The sequence below is a fragment of the Methanothermobacter sp. KEPCO 2 genome (genome assembly GCF_041228365.1).
Lineage (GTDB): Archaea > Methanobacteriota > Methanobacteria > Methanobacteriales > Methanothermobacteraceae > Methanothermobacter > Methanothermobacter marburgensis.
Genome location: NZ_CP166185.1, coordinates 1,653,654 through 1,674,021 on the forward strand (window position 1 = coordinate 1,653,654; position 20,368 = coordinate 1,674,021).

The window sequence follows — 20,368 nt, forward strand, 5'->3', positions numbered from 1 at the left end:
TCTAATTACTGACAGTGTAATTTTTTGACTTTAATCCTATTAATTTGGAGAGGGTTATTGAATGTGTATTGCAGCACCTGCTCAGATTATTGAAATTGACAGTGAGGATAACGTTGCCACCGTCGACTTTGGTGGTGTGAGGCAACAGGTGAAACTTGATCTTGTGGATGACGTTGAGGAGGGCAAGTATGTGCTTGTTCACTCAGGCTACGCCATTGAGGTCATGTCTGATGAGGCGGCAAGGGAGTCCCTTGAAGCCTGGGATGAACTTCTGAAGGCCCTCGAAGAGGAGGACAACCTGGAGCTGTGATCAACAGAGCCATTCCATTTATTTTTCTTTGATTGGTTTCGGAAAAGCCGAAAATAAAGAATTTAAGAAAAATAGGGTTTTTTCATTTTTCACGTGGTATACCATGATTTCTGCGGATTCCTATCTGTGATCTGATGTGGGTATGTCTATCATGAATATTATAGGGGGATAATATCCCCAGTATCCATTGTATGTTCTCATGATGCTATCCTCTATAGCTTAAAGGCCTGGGATCCCACTGGTTCCATTCACTCTTATGAAGACTATGTTGTTTGGGATAGTCCACCTCTCATCATTTATACGGTTTTAAGCTTTGATTTTCATGTTTCACGCGGGTGCTTGCCTTATTATCATAGTGCTATACAGAAGACCCATTAGAGCAACCACCATGAAACCAATCATTGTAGTTGTAAATATACTTTCTTCAAGAGGAACCTTTGAGGTTAAAGAAATTAACAAACCCAAAAAATTGAACCCCACTGTAACTAAAACACTAATCAAAAGTTTTTCGGGCGATTTTCTAATATTAATATGAACGTAAGTTCCTTTTCCTTTCATCCAACCCAAAATAGCCTCTATTAAACCTAGTGTCATACCTACAACAAATATATCTAGTAATATTATCCACGAACTTATGGCACTTTTTGGCGGCATCAGTCCAGTACCTTCCATATACCCCGTAAGAGAGATAATGGTAGTTATTATGAATGCTACCAGTAAGCTGATTATAATTGGCTTATTTTCCATTTAGTATCCTCCCGTTATTTAATTTTAAAAAAATAAAATGTATAGACGTCTTACATGTGTATTTGTCTAGACATCGTATTCTATATAATGGATCCTGTGGTCTTTCCCGATATAAGCTCTCACTTTTTTGAACGGAGGATGATAAGCAATGTAACACCAGTACTTTTTTGGCACGTATTTATTCCTAACTGAAATGATTATTGTACCTATTGTAACAGGCGCTAGGAATTGCCAGCACTTACCTTTAATGTTCTTCATTTCCTCATCAGTCAGAGTTCTGTTGTCTGCCTGCACATCAGAGGCGGTATCTGTCAGGTTATTTATGGAGTCTGATGAGTTTGTATTCTTGTTGCTTTGATCTGTAGTTTCGTTGACCTGTGGATTATTATGATCATTTATAACCAGTGTATATCCGCTATAAATCTCAGCGAACTCTTCTATATTCATTTCGATGTCCCCGAGGCTTGGATCTGCGAGTTTGATGGTGTCATTGGTGATTCCGTTTATTACGGTGTAGTGTCCCGTGCCGTCATTGATGGTATAGGCGATCATGTTTTCTGTGAGTTCAGATATGTTTAGTTTCATGCCGGTTGCGTTCATTCCCTTGGCCCTGGCGGCTTCCAGGAGGCCCTGCATGGTGGTACCGTCCTCGGTTGTTCCGGCAAGGCCTGCGAGTTCATCCTCTGTGGTGTTCACTCCAAGTCTCTGGAGGACGGTGGCGAGTGCTGCGGGTCCGCAGGTGTAGTTCCTGGCTTGGAGGACCACACCCTCAGAATCCACTGTAACATTATGGGTCAGTGCACCCGTTACATCATCCCCCTGTGCTTCAAGGACTGTACAGTTGTCTGCGCAGGCCGTTTCATCCAGTGTGGAGTTATCTGCAGCGGCTGAAGAGTTAACAGACACCGCGAGGAGGAGCACGACCAGCAACAGGACATAAAAACCTCTCACTTTGGACACCCCCATTAACTGATATAATTCTATACAAAAAACTCATATATATATATTACGGATCTGCAAAGTATTACCTGAGGGAAGAGTGGAAACCCAGGGACAGAAATTGTAAAAAGGACTACTCAAAAACAGACCCGAAATTAGAAAAAAGCCATGAAAACGTTAACGATGATGATTACCTGGTCAGAGATGAACATCCTCCGAAATTCCCATTTAGGATAGGGTTCGATCATGATAGGGTTTCATAACACATATAAACCTTAGAACAGGGACCAGATGGGAGTTTTCAAACATCAAGGCAGGGTTCAGGATCATACATGTGGACCATTAATTATTTAAGGCTTCAGTTTCAATAAGTCATAAAAAATTACTTCAGGCCTCGGTAGCTTAGGTGGGAGAGCGTGGGATTCGTAATCCCGAGGTCGCGGGTTCAATCCCCGCCCGGGGCTCTTATTTTATCACTGAATGGTTCCGTGAGCAGTGCTCCAACAAGCAGTCCAAGGGCTATTGCAACCACAGTCATTGCAAAGAGTGTTATCTCAGCCAAGAGACTTGGCGGTATGGTAGTACTTTAGGGTTTACTTTAGCGTTTTTTATCCAATCTAGCATGCAGAGCAGACAATTAGGTGTATCTGCGGAATACTTACAAGGAGCATGAGCATGTTTGCTATGAACAAGCCGAAGTCTCCTGGTTTAAGAACTCTCTTCTTGATGTCACGTATCAGGATGAATGTAAGGCCAAGGAAACACCCAAGACCCAGAGTTGAAAAAACTTCGATCTTGAAGGAATAACCTGCCACAAGAAAGATTATAGTGGCTGCCCCGACATTAGAAAAAGAATTCCATGGCCTCCCCTTTTTCCAGTCAAACCACAACCTGTAAACCAGTATCACGCACAGGGCTGCCAAGGATATGATAAGCATCAGAATGTTAACAGACATAGGACATCACCTCGCATATGCTGAAGCTACAAGTGCAAGACCACTTGTAATAGCAATTGGATCCGCAGTGGCAATACCAATACCTATCAGGCAGGCTCCACAGAATCTCACACAAGTGCGTGGCCAGTCCACATGATACCTGAGTTTCTTTCTATGCACACCTTTACCATTGATGTTTTGCATCTCTTCGTTGGTCAAAGTTTTACTTTTTGATCGTACGTTGGTTGAATTTACTTCTGTAACATTACCTACAGGTGCTGTTGTGGTTATACCATCATTGCTTTGATCTGTTTGATTATTTGTTTGATCTGTAGTTTTGTTAACTTGTGTTGGATTATTGGGATCATTTATAACCAGTGTATATCCGCTATAAATCTCAGCGAACTCTTCTATATTCATTTCGATGTTCCCGAGGCTTGGATCTGCGAGTTTGATGGTGTCATTGGTGATTTCGTTTATTACGGTGTAGTGTCCCGTGCCGTCATTGATGGTATAGGCGATCATGTTTTCTGTGAGTTCAGATATGTTTAGTTTCATGCCGGTTGCGTTCATTCCCTTGGCCATGCTGGCTTCCAGGAGGCCCTGCATGGTGGTCCCTTCTTCGGTTGTTCCGGCAAGGTCTGCGAGTTCATCCTCTGTGGTGTTCACTCCAAGTCTCTGGAGGACGGTGGCGAGTGCTGCGGGTCCGCAGGTGTAGTTCCTGGCTTGGAGGACCACACCCTCAGAATCCACTGTAACATTATGGGTCAGTGCACCCGTTACATCATCCCCCTGTGCTTCAAGGACTGTACAGTTGTCTGCGCAGGCCGTGTCGTCCAGTGTGGAGTTTTCTGCAGCGGCTGAAGAGTTAACAGACACCGCGAGGAGGAGCACGACCAGCAACAGGACATAAAAACCTCTCACTTTGGACACCCCCATTAACTGATATAATTCTATACAAAAAACTCATATATATATATTACGGATCTGCAAAGTATTACCTGAGGGAAGAGTGGAAACCCAGGGACAGAAATTGTAAAAAGGACTACTCAAAAACAGACCCGAAATTAGAAAAAAGCCATGAAAACGTTAACGATGATGATTACCTGGTCAGAGATGAACATCCTCCGAAATTCCCATTTAGGATAGGGTTCGATCATGATAGGGTTTCATAACACATATAAACCTTAGAACAGGGACCAGATGGGAGTTTTCAAACATCAAGGCAGGGTTCAGGATCATACATGTGGACCATTAATTATTTAAGGCTTCAGTTTCAATAAGTCATAAAAAATTACTTCAGGCCTCGGTAGCTTAGGTGGGAGAGCGTGGGATTCGTAATCCCGAGGTCGCGGGTTCAATCCCCGCCCGGGGCTCTTATTTTATCACTGAATGGTTCCGTGAGCAGTGCTCCAACAAGCAGTCCAAGGGCTATTGCAACCACAGTCATTGCAAAGAGTGTTATCTCAGCCAAGAGACTTGGCGGTATGGTAGTACTTTAGGGTTTACTTTAGCGTTTTTTATCCAATCTAGCATGCAGAGCAGACAATTAGGTGTATCTGCGGAATACTTACAAGGAGCATGAGCATGTTTGCTATGAACAAGCCGAAGTCTCCTGGTTTAAGAACTCTCTTCTTGATGTCACGTATCAGGATGAATGTAAGGCCAAGGAAACACCCAAGACCCAGAGTTGAAAAAACTTCGATCTTGAAGGAATAACCTGCCACAAGAAAGATTATAGTGGCTGCCCCGACATTAGAAAAAGAATTCCATGGCCTCCCCTTTTTCCAGTCAAACCACAACCTGTAAACCAGTATCACGCACAGGGCTGCCAAGGATATGATAAGCATCAGAATGTTAACAGACATAGGACATCACCTCGCATATGCTGAAGCTACAAGTGCAAGACCACTTGTAATAGCAATTGGATCCGCAGTGGCAATACCAATACCTATCAGGCAGGCTCCACAGAATCTCACACAAGTGCGTGGCCAGTCCACATGATACCTGAGTTTCTTTCTATGCACACCTTTACCATTGATGTTTTGCATCTCTTCGTTGGTCAAAGTTTTACTTTTTGATCGTACGTTGGTTGAATTTACTTCTGTAACATTACCTACAGGTGCTGTTGTGGTTATACCATCATTGCTTTGATCTGTTTGATTATTTGTTTGATCTGTAGTTTTGTTAACTTGTGTTGGATTATTGGGATCATTTATAACCAGTGTATATCCGCTATAAATCTCAGCGAACTCTTCTATATTCATTTCGATGTTCCCGAGGCTTGGATCTGCGAGTTTGATGGTGTCATTGGTGATTTCGTTTATTACGGTGTAGTGTCCCGTGCCGTCATTGATGGTATAGGCGATCATGTTTTCTGTGAGTTCAGATATGTTTAGTTTCATGCCGGTTGCGTTCATTCCCTTGGCCATGCTGGCTTCCAGGAGGCCCTGCATGGTGGTCCCTTCTTCGGTTGTTCCGGCAAGGTCTGCGAGTTCATCCTCTGTGGTGTTCACTCCAAGTCTCTGGAGGACGGTGGCGAGTGCTGCGGGTCCGCAGGTGTAGTTCCTGGCTTGGAGGACCACACCCTCAGAATCCACTGTAACATTATGGGTCAGTGCACCCGTTACATCATCCCCCTGTGCTTCAAGGACTGTACAGTTGTCTGCGCAGGCCGTGTCGTCCAGTGTGGAGTTTTCTGCAGCGGCTGAAGAGTTAACAGACACCGCGAGGAGGAGCACGACCAGCAACAGGACATAAAAACCTCTCACTTTGGACACCCCCATTAACTGATAATAATTCTATACAAAAAACTCATATATATATTACGGATCAGCAATGAGTTATTACGTTGGTTGAAGGCAGTAGGGTGCCGGGATTAAAAAATCACGCATACTTTAAAAATGGATAAAATGTCTGAGAGTGTCACGCTTCAAAGCAGTGAGCTGATCGGGGATCATGTTAATCCATGAAATACTTCAGATAATGTTAATCCATGAAATACTTCAGATAATGATATTCCGCCATTTAACCAGATTTCTCATGGATTTTAAGCTAGGCCCTGTTTTTTCTCCACAATCAATGATCTCAGTATATTGAGACCCTCTTGACGCCATCTATTTTAAGGAAATCCTTGAGCAAGCCTCCCGGGATGGGGGTTTCGGTTATTATTGTGAGCCTGGGTGTTTCATCGAGTTCAGGGTCCCCTGCGTGTGCCTGCCTTATGGTTATACCGCTACCGGATATCAGCTCTGCAGCGGCAGCAAGTATCCCGGGATTACGGGCCTCCGCCTCTATCTCCACAACACCAAAGTCAAGTTCGGCTGCAGCGTCCCTCAGGAGTGCCCCTGCTGGTCTGAGGTTCTGGAATATCCCCCTGAGTTTTTCGTCCTCCAGGATGGTTTCTGCCGTTGCCCTGACTGTTCTCCTGTCAACGCCTATGGCCCTTGCAAGGGCAACGTCATTTATTTCAACGTCATCACAGTAGACCTTTCCATCAGGGTCTATTCTGAGTCCCAGCTCTATGATCTTCCTTGCAACATCCATTCTCGAAGGGTATCTTTCGAATCTGTGCTTTATCTGATTCCACATAACCACACCACATCAATGTACATTATTATACAGGCAAGATTTAAATAGTACTTTCATGTATAAGTACTTTGTGGATTAATTAAGGTGATGGGAATGCATGGGAGTGAATGTTTTTGGCATTATAAACCTGGAAAAACCCAGAAAAGAAAAACTGGAATTCCGAGAACCCTTTGAAGTATTCAAAAGTATCTATTCTGAATATGAGTCTTCATTCCTTCTTGAGTCCATGGAAAGTGACACTGGACTTGCAAGGTACTCCTTCATTGGATTTGAACCTGAGATGATAATAAGGGCCCGTGAAGGGGTCATTGAGATTGATGATGGCGATTCCAGGGAGGAGTTTGATTCAAAAAACCCATTCGAGGACCTCAGGGGATTCCTGAAGATGGAAAAAAACTCCGGAGGATTCTGCGGGGGACTCGTGGGTTACATATCCTATCAGGCCGCAAGGTTCTTTGACACAATCAGACTCAGTGAAGGTGATTTCCCCGACTTCGAATTTGGACTCTTCCTTGATGGTATCATGTTCAACCACCTGACAGGGGAATGCAGCTACATCAGCCGCCACGGCAACAGACTACCTGATATATCCCCTCTCCTTGGGGATGAGGTCCCCACAGGGACCCTGGGATACAGGAGGGAAAGAACACTCCTCTCAAAGAGGAGGTACATGGACATGGTCCTTGAGGCCAAGGAGAGAATAAGGGAGGGTGAAATATTTCAGGCAGTGCTCTCCAGTGCCACAGATTACAGGCTGAGGGGAGACAGGCTCGCATTCTATGAATCCCTCAGGAGGATAAACCCCTCACCATACATGTACCACCTTAAACTGGGTGAACGGGAGATAACCGGCTCAAGCCCCGAGATGCTTGTCAGGGTTGAAGATAGAAGGATTGAAACATTTCCCATTGCAGGAACACGCCCTCGTGGAAGGACAGAAGAGGAGGACGGGGTGATAGCATCTGATCTTTTATCTGATGAGAAGGAACTTGCAGAGCACCTCATGCTGGTTGACCTGGCCCGGAACGATATAGGGCGGGTCTCGGAGTTCGGATCGGTGGAGGTACCTGAATACATGACCATAAAGAGGTTCTCCCATGTGCAGCACATACTCTCCCATGTAACAGGTAAACTGAGGGATGGAATGGATGCAGTTGATGCACTGGGAGCTGTTTTTCCTGCAGGCACAGTGAGCGGCGCACCAAAGATAAGGGCAATGGAGATAATAGAGTCCCTTGAGGGTGTTCCAAGAAATGCCTATGCAGGCGCACTAGGCTACCTCTCACTCAATGGAAACGCGGACTTCGCAATAACCATAAGGTCAATGGTATGCCAGGGGAAAACAGGGAGAATCCAGGCGGGAGCAGGAATAGTGCATGACTCCATCCCTGAGATGGAATATCTGGAGTGCCAGAATAAGGCGAGGGCCCTTCTAAAATCAATGGAGATGGCAGGTGAACAAGTTGATCCTGATAATCGATAACTATGACTCATTCACCCATAACCTCTACCAGATGGCAGGGGAGATCATGATGGAAATGGATTCTGCAGATATAATGGTTGTGAGAAACGATGAGGTGGACATTGATTATGTTAGGGGCCTTGATCCTGAAAGGATAATAATCTCCCCGGGTCCAGGCAACCCAATTAAGAGGGAAGATTTTGGCATATGCAGTGAGGTGATAGGTGAATTCACTGATAGGCCCATACTGGGAGTCTGCCTCGGGCACCAGGGAATATTCCATTATTTTGGCGGTGTTGTTGGTTACGGTGAACCTGTTCATGGAAAGATCAGCGAGGTCTTCCATGACGGATCAGAACTCTTCAGGGGAGTTCCAAATCCCTTCAGGGCCACAAGGTACCATTCACTGAGATGTGAATGCAGTGGGGTGCCTGAGGACATCCTGGTATCTGCATCTGCACCTGACGGCACCATAATGGCCATAAGACACCGGAAGTATCCAGTCTACGGGTTACAGTTTCACCCGGAGTCAGCGGGAACCCCCCATGGGAGGGACATACTTGAAAATTTCCTCAGGATGTGATCACATGTCCATACTCCAGGAGATAATAAGGTCAAGAAAACTTGAGATCAAAAATTTATCCAGAAAAAAGCCCCTTGAGGAGCTCAGGGATGAATTAACATCCCTGGACGAACCATTGAGTTTCACTGATGCCCTCACAGGAAACAGGGTATCACTCATATGCGAATATAAAAGGGCATCCCCCTCATCAGGAAGAACCTATGGGAGAGGCCTCCATGAGATGATGGAGGTGTACAGGGATGGAGCAGACGCTGTTTCTGTTATCACAGAGAACAGGTACTTCCATGGCTCCATCGAGTTCCTCAGGGAGGCTTCAGAATATGGGATACCCCTCCTCATGAAGGACTTCGTGGTGGACGAGTACCAGATATACCAGGCAGGGGCATCAGGGGCATCATCGGTTCTCCTCATAACAGGGGTTTTCCCTGACCTTGAATCAGGAATTGAAACCTGCAGGGAACTCTCAATGGAGCCCCTGGTGGAGTGTCACAGTGCAATCGACATATACAGGGCCATAGAGGCCGGGGCAGAGCTCATAGGAGTTAACAACAGAAACCTGGAAACACTTGAGGTTGACCTTGAGCGCACAAGGGCACTGGCCCCCCTGGTACCAGATGAGCTGCTTCTGGTATCCGAAAGCGGGGTCATGGGACCTGAGGATGCTGAGATCCTTGCAGGCTGCGGGGCAGACGCACTACTCATAGGAACCTCCCTCATGCTGGCCAGTGATCCACGGGAACTCCTTGATGAGATAATGGCAGCTGTTAAATCATGCAAACCTGGCAGAAAGAGGTATTCAGGGGATGAATTCTTTGAACAGTTCGCATGAGCAATCTCGGGGACAGGGATGATTCAGATGAAGATCAAGATCTGTGGGCTCACAAGGGAGGAGGATGTGGTCCTTGCAGATTCACTTGGGGCAGATTTACTGGGATTCATACATGCACGCAGGTCACCAAGGCACCTCGAACTGGGGGATGTGGCGGAGCTCTCCTCCATCATACCAGATGAAAAGGCGGTTCTTGTCACTGAGACATCAGAAACCAGTAGGATAATGGAGGCCATAGATAAAACAGGTATAGAAAGGATACAGCTTCACTCTGTAAGTCCTGAAACAGCGGGAAAAATCCATGAGTCCCTCCATGCGGAGGGATACAGTCTGGAGCTGACCCTCGCCGTCCCCCCTCTTTCTTCCCACATCTGCGGGCATGAATTTCAGGGAATATCAGGTCTGATCCTTGACTCGGTTTCAGGCGGAAGAACAGGGGGCACAGGGAAGATAATACCCCCCTCAGATGCCCTTGAGTTACTGGCCCTTATAAGGGGAATGGATCCCTCCCTGAGGGTTACACTTGCAGGGGGCCTTACACTGGAATTTGTCAGGAAAAACAGGGAATATGTATCGAAATTCGACTGCCTGGACTTCAACTCAGGGATTGAAACTGAGCCGGGTGTAAAGGACCATGAGATGATGGCTGAACTCATGAATTACATTGAGGGACTCCCCACCAGAAAAGGGGCAATTGAAGAAATATAGGTGTTTATCATGATAATGGATGGTAAATTCGGTAAATATGGGGGAATATTCGTGCCAGAACTCCTCATACCTGCACTTGAGGAGCTTGAGGCGGCATTCCTCCACTACAGTAAGGATAGGAGGTTCAATGAGGACCTGGAACACTACCTGAGGGAGTACGCAGGAAGACCAACAGGTTTGTACCACGCCAGGAACCTCTCAGAGAAACTTGGATGCAGGGTCTACCTCAAGAGGGAGGATATGCTGCATACAGGGGCCCATAAAATAAACAATACAATAGGCCAGGCACTCCTTGCAGGGTATATGGGTAAGAGGAGGCTGATAGCAGAGACAGGGGCAGGGCAGCATGGAATAGCAACTGCAGCAGCAGGCGCCCTCTTTGGGATGGATGTTGATGTCTACATGGGAACCGAGGATGTTGAGAGACAGAAACTAAACGTCTTCAGGATGGAAATTTCAGGTGCAAGGGTCATACCTGTTGATTCAGGTTCAAGGACACTTAAGGACGCCATAAACCAGGCCATGAGGGACTGGATAAGCAGCGTGGAGGACACCCACTATCTGATAGGATCCACCATGGGGCCCCACCCCTACCCCACCATGGTGAAGCACTTCCAGAGCGTCATAGGAAGGGAGGCCAGAGAACAGATACTTGAAATTGAGGGTGAACTTCCTGACACCATAATAGCCTGTGTTGGTGGCGGTAGCAACGCCATAGGTATATTCTCAGCCTTCCTGGACGACGATGTTGAACTGATAGGTGCAGAGGGAGGGGGTGAAGGTATAGAGTCAGGAAACCATGGGGCAACCCTATCGGCTGGTTCAGAGGGTGTACTGCACGGTTCACTTTCATATGTACTCCAGGATGACGATGGACAGATAAATGAGGCCCATTCGGTTTCGGCGGGCCTTGACTATCCCGGGGTTGGCCCGGAGCACGCATACCTCATGGAGACCGGAAGGGCAATGTATGAGCCCATAACCGACGCCGAGGCCCTCAGGGGCTTCAAACTCCTATCAAGATGTGAGGGTATAATGCCGGCGCTTGAAAGTGCCCATGCCATAGCATGCCTTGAAAAATACGCCTCAAAACCTGAAAACAGGGGAAAGACTGTTATAGTTAACCTTTCAGGAAGGGGAGACAAGGACATGTTCCTTGCAGCAGGCCTTCTGGGGGTGGATGTATGAATTACGCTAGAGTAACTCAGAACGATATGTTTGGGGCTGTTCGGGGGGTGGATGTATGAATTACGCTGAAATGTTCAGTAGGGTTGAGGGATGCGCCTTTGTTCCATTTGTGGTTGCAGGGGATCCTGACATGGAGACCTCAGTTGAAATCATAAGAACACTTGTGGATGCCGGTGCAGATGCCCTTGAAATAGGTTTCCCATTCTCTGACCCCATAGCAGACGGCACAAGTGTACAGGAGGCTGATCTGAGGGCTTTAAATTCCGGGATGACCACCGATGACTGTTTCAGGCTGATAGAGAGGATAAGGGAATTCACCTCAGTACCGGTGGGTCTTCTTGTATACTACAACCTGATATACCGCATGGGTGCTGATGAATTCTACAGGAGGGCCGCCGAGGCTGGTGTTACAGGTATCCTTGCCGCGGACCTTCCCCCGGAGGAGGCCGGCGATGCCCTCAGGGCGGCTGAAAGATATGGAATTGATCAGATATTCATAGTTGCACCCACAACAGACAATCAGCGCCTCAAAATGATCTCAGAGGTTTCATCAGGGTTCCACTACCTTGTATCGGTTATGGGTGTCACCGGTGCAAGGTCCAGGGTTGAGGAGAGCACACTTGAACTCATAGAGAGGGTTAAGGGGACAGGAAGCCTTCCTGTGATGGTCGGCTTTGGTGTTTCACAGCCAGAACATGTGAGAATGCTTGCTGACGCAGGTGCCGATGGTGTTATAGTTGGAAGTGCAATCATAGACCTGATATCCAAAAATCTTGATGACAGGGAAAGGATGCTTCAGGAGATATACGAAATGGTCAGAAAAATGAAGACCGCTGCAGGGGGGTCCAGATGAGGTTTGAGGGGATAATGAATGATATAATGGACTTCAGGAACCTCAGTGAGGATGAGGCCCACGATTTAATGGAGATGATAATGGATGGTGAAATGGGGGATGTGCAGATCGCCGCATTACTCACAGCCCTTGCAATGAAGGGGGAGACCGTGGATGAGATCACAGGGTTTGCAAGGGCAATGAGGGAGAGGGCAGTGAAGGTTAAAATCCCTGAATCCATGAGGGTCGTTGATGCATGTGGAACAGGGGGTGACAGGTTCAAATCTTACAATGTGAGCACCGCAGCAGCAATAATAGCCGCCGCAGCCGGTGTTAAGGTTGCAAAACATGGCAACAGGGCGGTTACAGGTTCATGCGGCGGTGCAGATATACTTGAGGTCGCGGGTGTCAACATAGAGCTGGGACCTGAAGCTGCATGCAGGTCTCTTGAAACTCTGGGAATAGCCTTCATGTTTGCACCACTCTTTCACAGGGCAACCGCTAGGGTGGCACCCGTAAGGAGGGAACTTGGCTTTAAGACGGTATTCAACATACTGGGGCCCCTAACATCCCCTGCATCAGCAGAGGTACAGCTCCTGGGGGTATTTGATCCCTACCTTGTTGGTCCAGTTGCAGAGGTCCTCAGAAACCTTGGTGTTAAAAGGGCTATGGTTGTCCATGGCTTTGATGGTAACATGAACCCTGCGATGGATGAGATATCCACGGTGGGCCCAACACTTGTGGGTTTCCTTGAGGATGATGAGATAGGGATTGAGAGGCTCATGCCATCGGATTTCGGTGTTGATGTTGGGCAGCTACAGCACCTGAAGGCGGCATCAACTGTTGATGGAAACCTCAGAATGTTCATGGATGTCCTCGCTGGACTTGATGATACTCCTGGGAGGAAATCGCGCCTGGATATCGCCCTTGCAAATGCAGGTGCACTGATATACCTTGCTGAAATGGAGGATACACTTGAAGGTGGAACAGAAGCTGCAAGAGAAACAGTTGAATCTGGAGCTGCACTCCGTTTAATGGAAGATTTCGCATCCTTCACTCAGAACCTGTAAAAGTGAATGGGCCCGCTGGGATTCGAACCCAGGGCCTCACGGTTATCAGCCGTGCGCTCTAACCACCTGAGCCACGGGCCCATGAAGCATTTAAGAATCAGTGGGGTGATTCCAACTTTTGGAATTCATCATATATATGCTTTTCTGTCCGGGAATCCAGCAGTTTTTTCATCATCAACCCCGTAAAATCCCGAGGTCCTCTGCTGCTTTGATGATCTCAGTGATTTCAGATGCGGTCCTTTCAGGGGTCCTGTTTTCAACCACACTGACGATGGATCCCATGAGGGCTGCGCATACGAACATCGCTGTTCGTAGTAACTCCATGTGCTCCCTCAGGGTTGAGGGATTATCATGCATTCTCCTTTTGGAGTCAGCAATCCTCCTTTTAATTATATCCTGGGGATCCGCTTCGAGGATTATGATGAGATCAGGGGTTATGAACTCCACTGGAAGTGAAATAAGGTAACCGAGGGGTGACCTGTCAAGTCCGTGGAGATCCACGAGCACCCCCTTCATTTCAGATACTCTGTGGGCGGCTTCACGCCAGATATTGTGCTGCTGATCCATTGGGAGGCTGAAAAGTTCCTCCAGTGTACCTGCAAGGCCTCTCTCCCCTGCAACTTCAAGCATCAGTTCTCCATAATTGATGAAGACATGGTCCAGTTTTTCAGAGAGAATCCTGCATAGGGTGGTTTTTCCTACACCTGGCACGCCCACAATGACAATGGTTTCAGGAAAACCCGGCATGAGACTGATATCATTTATTTACCATTTCACTTATGGCATCTGCCATCATATGGCCTTCCACTGTGATCTCGGCCCGGTCGATGCCCTCAACCTCCTCTGCAACAGTTCTTGCATCCATGGCCATCCTGGCGGCACTCATACACCCTGGGTTTGTGGGCCGGATCGTTATCTTTGCAATGGTTTCACCCTTCTCCTCGATTTCGATGTTTTCAACAAGACCCATCTCCACTATGCTTATACCCATGTGTGGGTCTGCAACCTTTTTGAGAGCTTCCTTAACCTTTTCCAAGAGTTCTTCTGACATTATTATTACCTCAGCTGTTATTTTGATAATCACTGTTGTGATTCTCTATTTTTAAGTTAACCCTATTTAAACATGTCCATTATCAGCCGCCCTGAAAAAGAATTTTAAGCCATCAGATACTAAAATAAGGGCTATTTTAAACTTTTTCTGCGTCTTAACCTAACAGCAACACCACGCTCTGCCTTTACCATCTCCTCGCCACATAAAACAGCCCTTCCAACACCCACAACATCTCCTTCGCGGACTATTACAGCCTCATCACCGGGTATTATTTCTCTGTCGGCGTCCACTACGCCGGGTGCAAATAGTGTGTTGCTCTCCAGTCTGAAATCTATCTCAACCCATTTCACGCCGAGGCTGTAGATGGATGCAGCGCCCTCAAGGGACGGTGAGATGAGCCCCCGGTCCATCATCAGGGTGCCTATCTCTGAACCATCCTGTGTGAGGATCCTCCGGTGGTATCTCCCCCTCACCCTGCAGTCATCGGGTATGATAACGTCTGCACCCTCCCCGAACTGGTATACCGCCACCGAGCGCAGCATATGGAGCATCCTTTCCCGTCCCCCTATCTTTTCATAGCCTTCAAGTTCCCTTCCAAGTCTATGAATGGCCTCTGGAGATGCAGGCCTTGAGGTGGTGGCTGTGGGGGTGAAGGAGTCAAGGTACTCCTCGCAGACCTCAAGGTATCCCCCATCAACATGGGCTATAACGTCAAGGTCACCCACGTAGTCTCTTAGAAGTTTTCCTGAAAGTTTTTTCTCCTCATGGGACCATTCCCCGGTGGTTGAAACATCATATGATGAGATGGGGTGTGTGTTCTCCATCTCCCGGGGGCATATGCCGAAGGGTGATGTGAGTATGAGTTCCTGGAATCCCCTGGTGACCCTCATGAATTTTCTGTGGGACCTTGAGGTCGAGTAGGGCTTCTTCATGCTGCATGGGAGCACCACCACAACCTCCCCGAGGGGCTTCATCAGTTTCATCCTCTCGCGCCACCTCACGGCCTCCGGGCGGTGAAGTGATTCTTCAATTGAACATATGACCTTCATCCTATCTGTCCTGATTCTATCATGACTCCTTACTGTGGGTTAGAGACCATTCAACCATCTGAGACCTGTGAGTTCTGCCACATCCTTTTTAAGGGCTACAAGGTCCCCGTGATTCAGTTTTTTAATATCATCCTTCCCGGTTATCCTTGCAAAATCAGCTATCTCGGCTGTTGAAACCCTTATATAGTTTTCAAGCCGTTCAGCAGCCTTCTTGGTATCCAGGTGCTTCATAAGGGCAGGGTCATGGGTGGTTATACCTGTTGGACACATCCCTGTGTGGCATAGCCTGTGCTGCTGGCAGTTCATGGCAATAAGGGCCGCGGTACCTATGTAAACCGCATCTGCCCCCAGGGCAAGGCATTTGGCCATATCAGCCCCTGTCCTGAGGCCTCCCCCTGCAATCAGGGATACTCTGCCCTCAAGGCCCTCGTTGACAATAACCTTGGCGGCCAGGGGTATGGCCACAATGAGTGGTATGCCTGTGCTGTCCCTTATATGTGGGTTAACAGCACCTGTACCCCCTCCAAATCCATCGAGACATATGAAATCAACACCAGCATCAAGGAGGGCTTTTACATCGTCCTCAACGTTTCCACATCCGATCTTGGCACCAATGGGAGGACCTCCAGAGAGTTCCCGAAGGTATGATACCTTCTCTCTGAGTTCCTCGGGGTTTCTGATGTCGGGGTGATGTGCAGGGGAATATGAGCCCTCCCCTTCTTTAAGCCCACGAACCCTTGCCACATCACTTGTGATCTTGTCAGCTGGCAGATAACTCCCTTTACCGGGGTATGCCCCCTGACCGAATCTTATCTCTATGGCGGCGGCCCTCTGAAGTATATCCTCTGTGACTCCGAATCTCCCTGTTGAATACTGGACTATGAGGTAATCTCCAGCCTTCTCCATTTCATATTCAAGTACACCCCCCTCACCTGAATTGAAGCCTATCCCCAGTTTGGCTGCAGCGGATGCAATGGCCATCCTCGTATTCTTTGAGACGGCACCATAGCTCATACCGCTTATCAGTATGGGGGAGCTCAGTTTGAGGGGTTTATCCGCCATCTCCCCCAGGGTAACACCTGTTTTCACAGGATCCTCTGCGTTTAGGGGTATGGAGGACACCTGTGCCGGTACAAAGTGTATGTCATCAAGTCCAAGCGGCAGCCTCTTTTGAGATCCCATTGATTCAAGGGGCGCTTCACCTGTTCCTGCAGCCTCCTTTATATGGATTATGTTCATGTAGTCCCTGTGACTTTCGGAGCGACCTTCTCTCCTCATACGGATGCCACTCAGTGATTCCGTGTTACAGAAATAGAGTTCCCTGAGGTCATATTTCTGATAAACAGGGCATGATGCGCAGAGACATCCCCTTTCATTAACCTCGTATCTGCTGCTCCCGATGGCACAGAAGAGCATCTCATCGTCCCCGTGCCCCGGATAACTCGGGCAATCCGGGCATAAACATTCCCTGTCCTGTTCCTTCATAACAACCCCTGCTGCGGTGGCTCTTAATAAATTATAACGTCTTCATGTAATTAATAGTGATGGTCTGGTAAACCGTGTGGATGGGGATGTGTGGCCCGCTGCTCTACGCCCCCACTATCTTGGCATCTCCATGAGTTCTTCATGAAGTTGCCTGAGGCGATCTATTGATGGATGATTCTTTCCAAGACGATCAGACCATTTTTTAATCACAAAATCAATATCAACCTCGTCTGAACCATTTATGAGATTATCTGCATGGGCAACGATCTTCTCTTCAAGGGTCTCTGGCATATATTTTCCAGGCGGAAGTCCCAGGGCATCAGCCTCGTCATCAGGTATCCCCGCACCCACATGCCTCTCAACTATCCTGATGACCTCCACAGGGTAACCGAGTTTCCTGAGGATACGGGCCCCCTCAACTGCATGATCAACTCCACTGGTCCTGCAGCGGCCTATATCATGAAGCAGGGCACCCTCTTCAACAAGTTCTCTGTTAACAGGGAGGTTTTCTGCCAGTTCAAGGGCCTTTTTTCTGACGGCCAGTGAGTGGTCCACCACCCATTCGGGACATCCAGCACTTCGAAGTAGATGGATGCTCAAGAAAACACCCTTTTAATCAAAAATTCGTGATTTCTAGGAGTTCAGAGTATGGGTGTGGGCAGTATCAAAGCCGTTGTTTTCGTACAGGCTCAGCTCATCCTTCAGCTGCTGTATTATTTCAGAGTTGTCCATGAATTCCATTTCAGAGCCGCATTCAGGGCATGTGAAGTTCTCTTCAGCAGCCTCATCGAAGGTGAATCGGTAATGGCCATTTACACATACAAAGAACATGTTGTTCTCCTCAAAGTCCAGGGCTTCCCTGAGCTTTTTAACTATTTCTCCGTGCTTCCTCTTTATCATCTCTGTAACCTTTTCAGGTTCAAATTTCCATGTGTAGGTGTACCACTGCGTTTCAGGGTCCTTGCTTCTCTTGTAGCTTGCCACCCCTGCATCATAGAGTTTGTAGAGTATTCTTCTGACTATGTTGAGTTTAAGCTGGGTTTTCTCTGAAATCTCCTCATCTGTTACCTTCCCCTTCATGAGGCACTCCAGAACTGGCACTGCCTCATCCTCTTCCTCCTCAGTGATAATCTCATGGATCAACTCTTGTAGCATCTGATCATCAATCAATTGAAATCCTCCAGCTTTGAGAAATAACTGCATACAGGGTATGCTGAATCAATCAAATTTTTTGAGTGCACTTCAATTTATGTGCCTAATCTTATTTAAAATTTTATAAAATCATGGGCCTCTAACTGCAGGGGGGTCTTACAATAACCGCCGGTACATGTTCCAGTGAGGACAGCATTTCAACTGTAATTGTTCCGGGTTCACTTTCAAGTTCACTGGCCATATCATACACGGTTTTTCTGCTGCTGTGCCTTTCATGGTAATCTTCGGCCACGGATGCCACCTCAAGGAGTACCTCAGTGGCAGTGGGCCTTGATGATGCAAGGGGGGTTGGCCATCTTTTCCTGGAAAATCTCCCTGCAATGTAACCCAGGAACCCGGTATCTGAGATTATGCCTGGTGCAGCTGTGGGAAGTGACGTGAAATACCTCCCAAGGATTCGGTAGGTTGCGTCGGTGTCAATAACAACCACGGTGACATCAACACCGAATTTACTCAGAATCCCCTCTGCAATGGATTTTGCAGCACCCACAGGGTTTTCAGGAAGAAGTGAAACATATGTGCCGGGGACATTGCTCAAATCAATTCCGGCCTCTGAGGCCGGTTTGAGGGCATGTTTCAGCCCATAATACCGGAGCACAACCTCCTTATGGTTTCTTGCCTCGGGGGGGAGGTTTCTGAGGTTTTTCAGGGTTCTTTCCTTTATTCCAAAAATGGGTCCGAGAATATGGCCCCAGATGTACTTTGACCAGAGGTCTGCAAGAATGATGGCGGTCCTGGAGGCTTCAAATTCTGATTCATCAACGAGGTTTCCCTGGGCAACCGAGATTGGGGTTTCAGAAACCACAAGGAAGTCCCCATCGATGACCAGTTCACCCGCCATCTCCACAATTTTCGATAAACCCTCACCAGGCTTTATGTAGTCTGTCATCACAGGTAATGGGGTGTATCCATCTCTGGGCATGTTCTGTCCTCAAAGGCATGCTCCTATCAATTGACCATTCAGAAATTGATGGGCAGGTTCATCTGGCCCTCACAGGTGGGGCCCAGACCTTGAGGTCTATACCCTCTATGATGGCCCTCCTGCCTTCAAGCTGCACCACAACCCCTGAGTGGACCTTCTGCATCATGCAGTGGGCTGGGAGGAATCTCACTGTGTCGCCGATGTTGGGGAGTTCTCCATCGATCATGCCCTCGAAGCCCCCCACCATGCAGACCCCGATGTCCCTGAACTCAAAGTCCTCGCTTCCAAGGCGGTGACATGGCCCAACGATGTGGACAGTTATGAGCCCGTTGTTTTCATCCAGTATCTCTGCAAAGTGGGTTATGGGGCACCCCAGGGGTCTGTAACGGATTATATCCCCCTTTTTAAGTTCAGCCCTTGAAAATGGAAAGAGTACCTCCCTGCATGAACCCTCGTCGGGTAGGGGCTTCAGTATGAAATCTGCCTCGTACCCGTCAAGGACACCCACAACCTTCTTCTCCTCTGGCAGAAGGTCCTCCTCCTTGAGGATCTCCTGGAGCTTCTGAAGGTTGTCTGTAAAAAGCTCCTGGTACATGAAGTGGCATCTGTCGATCTCTGTCCGCCCCTTAAGGAGTGCGGAGGCATATTCATCGCACCTTGCATAGCCACAGATACCGCAGTTGTATCCTGGAAGAAGTTCTGTAACCCTTTCTCTGAGTGATCTGTCACCTGGCATCTGAAAGACCCTCTTTTCATTCTCCCTCATAGGTCTGGAAGCCGTCTATTCTTCTGAGTATTCCCCTGTGGTGCTTCTTATTGACCCTTGTCTCACCCACACAGAGGGTGCAGACTGCAAGGGGTGCTGAGTGACGAAGTTCCTCGTTTTCAAGGGAAACCTCTCTGCTCTCTATCATTTCCTCTGCAAGTTCCATGCATCCCTGTCCGCTGAGACCATTTGCCTCTATTATCTTTGCCGATGGGTTAACCTCAAGTATACGCTCCCTGAATATTTCCCTCTCTGCCTGGGATATCATATCTCCTTTGGTAACAACAGCAATGTCTGCAGTTGAAAGGAAGGGCCCAACCTTTAGGGGGGTGTTGGGGCCGCTTGTAGCGTCTATGACGCAAACACCCAGGCAGTTCCTTGTGTAGGGCGCGCACCTGTGACACAATCCTGCTGTCTCAATGATGAGGAAGTCTGATTCATTCTTCTCGGCCCATTTTATCATATCATCTATGTTGTAGATGGCGTAGTGGTCCGGGCACATATCCATTGAGAGACCCACAAGGGTGGGCGCACCTATCTTCTCAAACTTCTTGTCGTCATCGGTGTACAGGCAGTCTATTTTAACCACCGATGAATTGAATCCCCTTGCCTTGAGACTTTTCAGCGTGTGCATGAGGACTGCTGTTTTTCCGGATCCTGGTGTTCCAGCAACTATTACCATTCTCATA

24 protein-coding genes and 3 tRNA genes are annotated in these 20,368 nt (G+C 47.8%); 10 read left to right on the forward strand and 17 right to left on the reverse strand.

Annotated elements, in window-relative coordinates; genetic code table 11:
- Window positions 1-61: 61 nt before the first annotated feature.
- The gene (locus AB9H23_RS08735; protein ID WP_074358355.1) at window positions 62-310 is read left to right on the forward strand and encodes a HypC/HybG/HupF family hydrogenase formation chaperone; all 249 of its coding nucleotides are present in this window, start codon (window positions 62-64) and stop codon (window positions 308-310) included.
- A 327-nt stretch (window positions 311-637) separates the two neighbouring features.
- Here the strand turns inward: AB9H23_RS08735 and AB9H23_RS08740 are convergent, their stop codons facing one another.
- Window positions 638-1,057, reverse strand: a complete 420-nt coding sequence (locus AB9H23_RS08740) for a hypothetical protein (RefSeq protein ID WP_370004861.1) — start codon at window positions 1,055-1,057, stop codon at window positions 638-640.
- Between the two features lie 66 nt (window positions 1,058-1,123).
- Window positions 1,124-2,008: a C39 family peptidase gene (locus tag AB9H23_RS08745; protein WP_370004862.1), complete on the reverse strand. Its 885-nt coding sequence runs from the start codon at window positions 2,006-2,008 to the stop codon at window positions 1,124-1,126.
- Window positions 2,009-2,387: 379 nt separating this feature from the next.
- Between AB9H23_RS08745 and AB9H23_RS08750 the strand changes: the two genes are divergently transcribed.
- Window positions 2,388-2,460 (forward strand) — tRNA-Thr (locus tag AB9H23_RS08750).
- A gap of 153 nt (window positions 2,461-2,613) precedes the next feature.
- On the opposite strand, the gene AB9H23_RS08755 is transcribed toward AB9H23_RS08750, so the two are convergent.
- Both AB9H23_RS08755 and AB9H23_RS08760 read right to left on the reverse strand, forming a co-directional pair.
- Entirely contained in the window at window positions 2,614-2,952 is a 339-nt protein-coding gene (locus tag AB9H23_RS08755; RefSeq protein WP_283169587.1) for a hypothetical protein, read from the reverse strand.
- Window positions 2,953-2,958: 6 nt separating this feature from the next.
- Entirely contained in the window at window positions 2,959-3,855 is an 897-nt protein-coding gene (locus AB9H23_RS08760; protein WP_370004863.1) for a C39 family peptidase, read from the reverse strand.
- 379 nt (window positions 3,856-4,234) lie between these two features.
- Here AB9H23_RS08760 and AB9H23_RS08765 point away from each other — a divergent pair.
- Window positions 4,235-4,307: transfer RNA gene (locus AB9H23_RS08765), tRNA-Thr, on the forward strand.
- Between the two features lie 153 nt (window positions 4,308-4,460).
- On the opposite strand, the gene AB9H23_RS08770 is transcribed toward AB9H23_RS08765, so the two are convergent.
- From AB9H23_RS08770 to AB9H23_RS08780, 3 genes are all read right to left on the reverse strand, one after another.
- Entirely contained in the window at window positions 4,461-4,799 is a 339-nt protein-coding gene (locus AB9H23_RS08770; RefSeq protein WP_283169587.1) for a hypothetical protein, read from the reverse strand.
- A 6-nt stretch (window positions 4,800-4,805) separates the two neighbouring features.
- The gene (locus AB9H23_RS08775; protein ID WP_370004863.1) at window positions 4,806-5,702 is read right to left on the reverse strand and encodes a C39 family peptidase; all 897 of its coding nucleotides are present in this window, start codon (window positions 5,700-5,702) and stop codon (window positions 4,806-4,808) included.
- Window positions 5,703-6,018: 316 nt separating this feature from the next.
- Complete coding sequence (locus tag AB9H23_RS08780) at window positions 6,019-6,522, reverse strand: amino acid-binding protein (RefSeq protein ID WP_370004864.1); 504 nt, start codon at window positions 6,520-6,522, stop codon at window positions 6,019-6,021.
- Window positions 6,523-6,619: 97 nt separating this feature from the next.
- On the opposite strand from AB9H23_RS08780, the gene trpE reads away from it, so the two are divergent.
- The 7 genes from trpE to trpD are packed head-to-tail and all read left to right on the forward strand — an operon-like array spanning window position 6,620 to window position 13,194.
- Window positions 6,620-8,005, forward strand: a complete 1,386-nt coding sequence (trpE, locus tag AB9H23_RS08785) for an anthranilate synthase component I (protein WP_013295070.1) — start codon at window positions 6,620-6,622, stop codon at window positions 8,003-8,005.
- Window positions 7,986-8,567 carry an aminodeoxychorismate/anthranilate synthase component II gene (locus AB9H23_RS08790; RefSeq protein WP_370004865.1) on the forward strand — a complete coding sequence of 194 codons (582 nt, stop codon included), beginning with the start codon at window positions 7,986-7,988 and terminating at the stop codon, window positions 8,565-8,567. Before trpE ends, AB9H23_RS08790 begins: the two co-directional genes overlap by 20 nt.
- 4 nt (window positions 8,568-8,571) lie before the next feature.
- Window positions 8,572-9,396, forward strand: a complete 825-nt coding sequence (locus AB9H23_RS08795; protein WP_370004866.1) for an indole-3-glycerol-phosphate synthase — start codon at window positions 8,572-8,574, stop codon at window positions 9,394-9,396.
- Window positions 9,397-9,423: 27 nt separating this feature from the next.
- Complete coding sequence (locus AB9H23_RS08800) at window positions 9,424-10,104, forward strand: phosphoribosylanthranilate isomerase (protein ID WP_370004867.1); 681 nt, start codon at window positions 9,424-9,426, stop codon at window positions 10,102-10,104.
- Window positions 10,105-10,113: 9 nt separating this feature from the next.
- Window positions 10,114-11,292, forward strand: coding sequence for a tryptophan synthase subunit beta (gene trpB / locus AB9H23_RS08805; protein ID WP_147671209.1), 1,179 nt, complete (start codon window positions 10,114-10,116; stop codon window positions 11,290-11,292).
- A gap of 55 nt (window positions 11,293-11,347) precedes the next feature.
- Window positions 11,348-12,145 (forward strand): tryptophan synthase subunit alpha, encoded by a 798-nt coding sequence (trpA, locus tag AB9H23_RS08810; RefSeq protein ID WP_370004868.1) that lies wholly within the window; start codon window positions 11,348-11,350, stop codon window positions 12,143-12,145.
- Complete coding sequence (gene trpD / locus AB9H23_RS08815; protein WP_370004869.1) at window positions 12,142-13,194, forward strand: anthranilate phosphoribosyltransferase; 1,053 nt, start codon at window positions 12,142-12,144, stop codon at window positions 13,192-13,194. The genes trpA and trpD overlap by 4 nt, the downstream gene beginning before the upstream one ends.
- Window positions 13,195-13,201: 7 nt before the next feature.
- On the opposite strand, the gene AB9H23_RS08820 is transcribed toward trpD, so the two are convergent.
- The 10 genes from AB9H23_RS08820 to AB9H23_RS08865 form a co-directional block, all read right to left on the reverse strand.
- Window positions 13,202-13,275: transfer RNA gene (locus AB9H23_RS08820), tRNA-Ile, on the reverse strand.
- Window positions 13,276-13,368: 93 nt separating this feature from the next.
- Window positions 13,369-13,941: an adenylate kinase gene (locus AB9H23_RS08825; RefSeq protein WP_370004870.1), complete on the reverse strand. Its 573-nt coding sequence runs from the start codon at window positions 13,939-13,941 to the stop codon at window positions 13,369-13,371.
- A 10-nt stretch (window positions 13,942-13,951) separates the two neighbouring features.
- A complete protein-coding gene (locus AB9H23_RS08830; protein WP_013295078.1) occupies window positions 13,952-14,245 on the reverse strand; it encodes a metal-sulfur cluster assembly factor in 294 nt (97 codons plus the stop codon).
- A gap of 131 nt (window positions 14,246-14,376) precedes the next feature.
- On the reverse strand, window positions 14,377-15,294 hold the full coding sequence (locus AB9H23_RS08835; RefSeq protein WP_370004871.1) for a DUF5591 domain-containing protein: 918 nt from the start codon (window positions 15,292-15,294) through the stop codon (window positions 14,377-14,379).
- Window positions 15,295-15,333: 39 nt separating this feature from the next.
- Window positions 15,334-16,779, reverse strand: coding sequence for a glutamate synthase-related protein (locus AB9H23_RS08840; protein ID WP_370004872.1), 1,446 nt, complete (start codon window positions 16,777-16,779; stop codon window positions 15,334-15,336).
- A 114-nt stretch (window positions 16,780-16,893) separates the two neighbouring features.
- Complete coding sequence (locus AB9H23_RS08845) at window positions 16,894-17,379, reverse strand: TIGR00295 family protein (protein ID WP_160323210.1); 486 nt, start codon at window positions 17,377-17,379, stop codon at window positions 16,894-16,896.
- Between the two features lie 33 nt (window positions 17,380-17,412).
- Window positions 17,413-17,949, reverse strand: a complete 537-nt coding sequence (gene tfe, locus AB9H23_RS08850; RefSeq protein ID WP_160323211.1) for a transcription factor E — start codon at window positions 17,947-17,949, stop codon at window positions 17,413-17,415.
- Window positions 17,950-18,070: 121 nt separating this feature from the next.
- Complete coding sequence (locus AB9H23_RS08855; RefSeq protein WP_370004873.1) at window positions 18,071-18,913, reverse strand: coenzyme F420-0:L-glutamate ligase; 843 nt, start codon at window positions 18,911-18,913, stop codon at window positions 18,071-18,073.
- 58 nt (window positions 18,914-18,971) lie between these two features.
- Window positions 18,972-19,649 (reverse strand): (Fe-S)-binding protein, encoded by a 678-nt coding sequence (locus tag AB9H23_RS08860; protein WP_201751504.1) that lies wholly within the window; start codon window positions 19,647-19,649, stop codon window positions 18,972-18,974.
- Between the two features lie 16 nt (window positions 19,650-19,665).
- The gene (locus AB9H23_RS08865) at window positions 19,666-20,367 is read right to left on the reverse strand and encodes a GTP-binding protein (protein ID WP_370004874.1); all 702 of its coding nucleotides are present in this window, start codon (window positions 20,365-20,367) and stop codon (window positions 19,666-19,668) included.
- Between the last annotated feature and the right edge of the window lies 1 nt (window position 20,368).

Excerpts from the sequence above, each read along its gene's own strand:
- AB9H23_RS08735 (WP_074358355.1), top strand. The coding sequence starts at position 62 with ATGTGTATTGCAGCACCTGCTCAGATTATTGAAATTGACAGTGAGGAT.
- AB9H23_RS08740 (WP_370004861.1), bottom strand. The coding sequence starts at position 1,057 with ATGGAAAATAAGCCAATTATAATCAGCTTACTGGTAGCATTCATAATA.
- AB9H23_RS08755 (WP_283169587.1), bottom strand. The coding sequence starts at position 2,952 with ATGTCTGTTAACATTCTGATGCTTATCATATCCTTGGCAGCCCTGTGC.
- AB9H23_RS08770 (WP_283169587.1), bottom strand. The coding sequence starts at position 4,799 with ATGTCTGTTAACATTCTGATGCTTATCATATCCTTGGCAGCCCTGTGC.
- AB9H23_RS08780 (WP_370004864.1), bottom strand. The coding sequence starts at position 6,522 with ATGTGGAATCAGATAAAGCACAGATTCGAAAGATACCCTTCGAGAATG.
- trpE (WP_013295070.1), top strand. The coding sequence starts at position 6,620 with ATGGGAGTGAATGTTTTTGGCATTATAAACCTGGAAAAACCCAGAAAA.
- AB9H23_RS08795 (WP_370004866.1), top strand. The coding sequence starts at position 8,572 with ATGTCCATACTCCAGGAGATAATAAGGTCAAGAAAACTTGAGATCAAA.
- AB9H23_RS08800 (WP_370004867.1), top strand. The coding sequence starts at position 9,424 with ATGAAGATCAAGATCTGTGGGCTCACAAGGGAGGAGGATGTGGTCCTT.
- trpB (WP_147671209.1), top strand. The coding sequence starts at position 10,114 with ATGATAATGGATGGTAAATTCGGTAAATATGGGGGAATATTCGTGCCA.
- trpA (WP_370004868.1), top strand. The coding sequence starts at position 11,348 with ATGAATTACGCTGAAATGTTCAGTAGGGTTGAGGGATGCGCCTTTGTT.
- trpD (WP_370004869.1), top strand. The coding sequence starts at position 12,142 with ATGAGGTTTGAGGGGATAATGAATGATATAATGGACTTCAGGAACCTC.
- AB9H23_RS08825 (WP_370004870.1), bottom strand. The coding sequence starts at position 13,941 with ATGCCGGGTTTTCCTGAAACCATTGTCATTGTGGGCGTGCCAGGTGTA.
- AB9H23_RS08830 (WP_013295078.1), bottom strand. The coding sequence starts at position 14,245 with ATGTCAGAAGAACTCTTGGAAAAGGTTAAGGAAGCTCTCAAAAAGGTT.
- AB9H23_RS08835 (WP_370004871.1), bottom strand. The coding sequence starts at position 15,294 with ATGAAGGTCATATGTTCAATTGAAGAATCACTTCACCGCCCGGAGGCC.
- AB9H23_RS08840 (WP_370004872.1), bottom strand. The coding sequence starts at position 16,779 with ATGAAGGAACAGGACAGGGAATGTTTATGCCCGGATTGCCCGAGTTAT.
- AB9H23_RS08855 (WP_370004873.1), bottom strand. The coding sequence starts at position 18,913 with ATGCCCAGAGATGGATACACCCCATTACCTGTGATGACAGACTACATA.
- AB9H23_RS08860 (WP_201751504.1), bottom strand. The coding sequence starts at position 19,649 with ATGCCAGGTGACAGATCACTCAGAGAAAGGGTTACAGAACTTCTTCCA.
- AB9H23_RS08865 (WP_370004874.1), bottom strand. The coding sequence starts at position 20,367 with ATGAGAATGGTAATAGTTGCTGGAACACCAGGATCCGGAAAAACAGCA.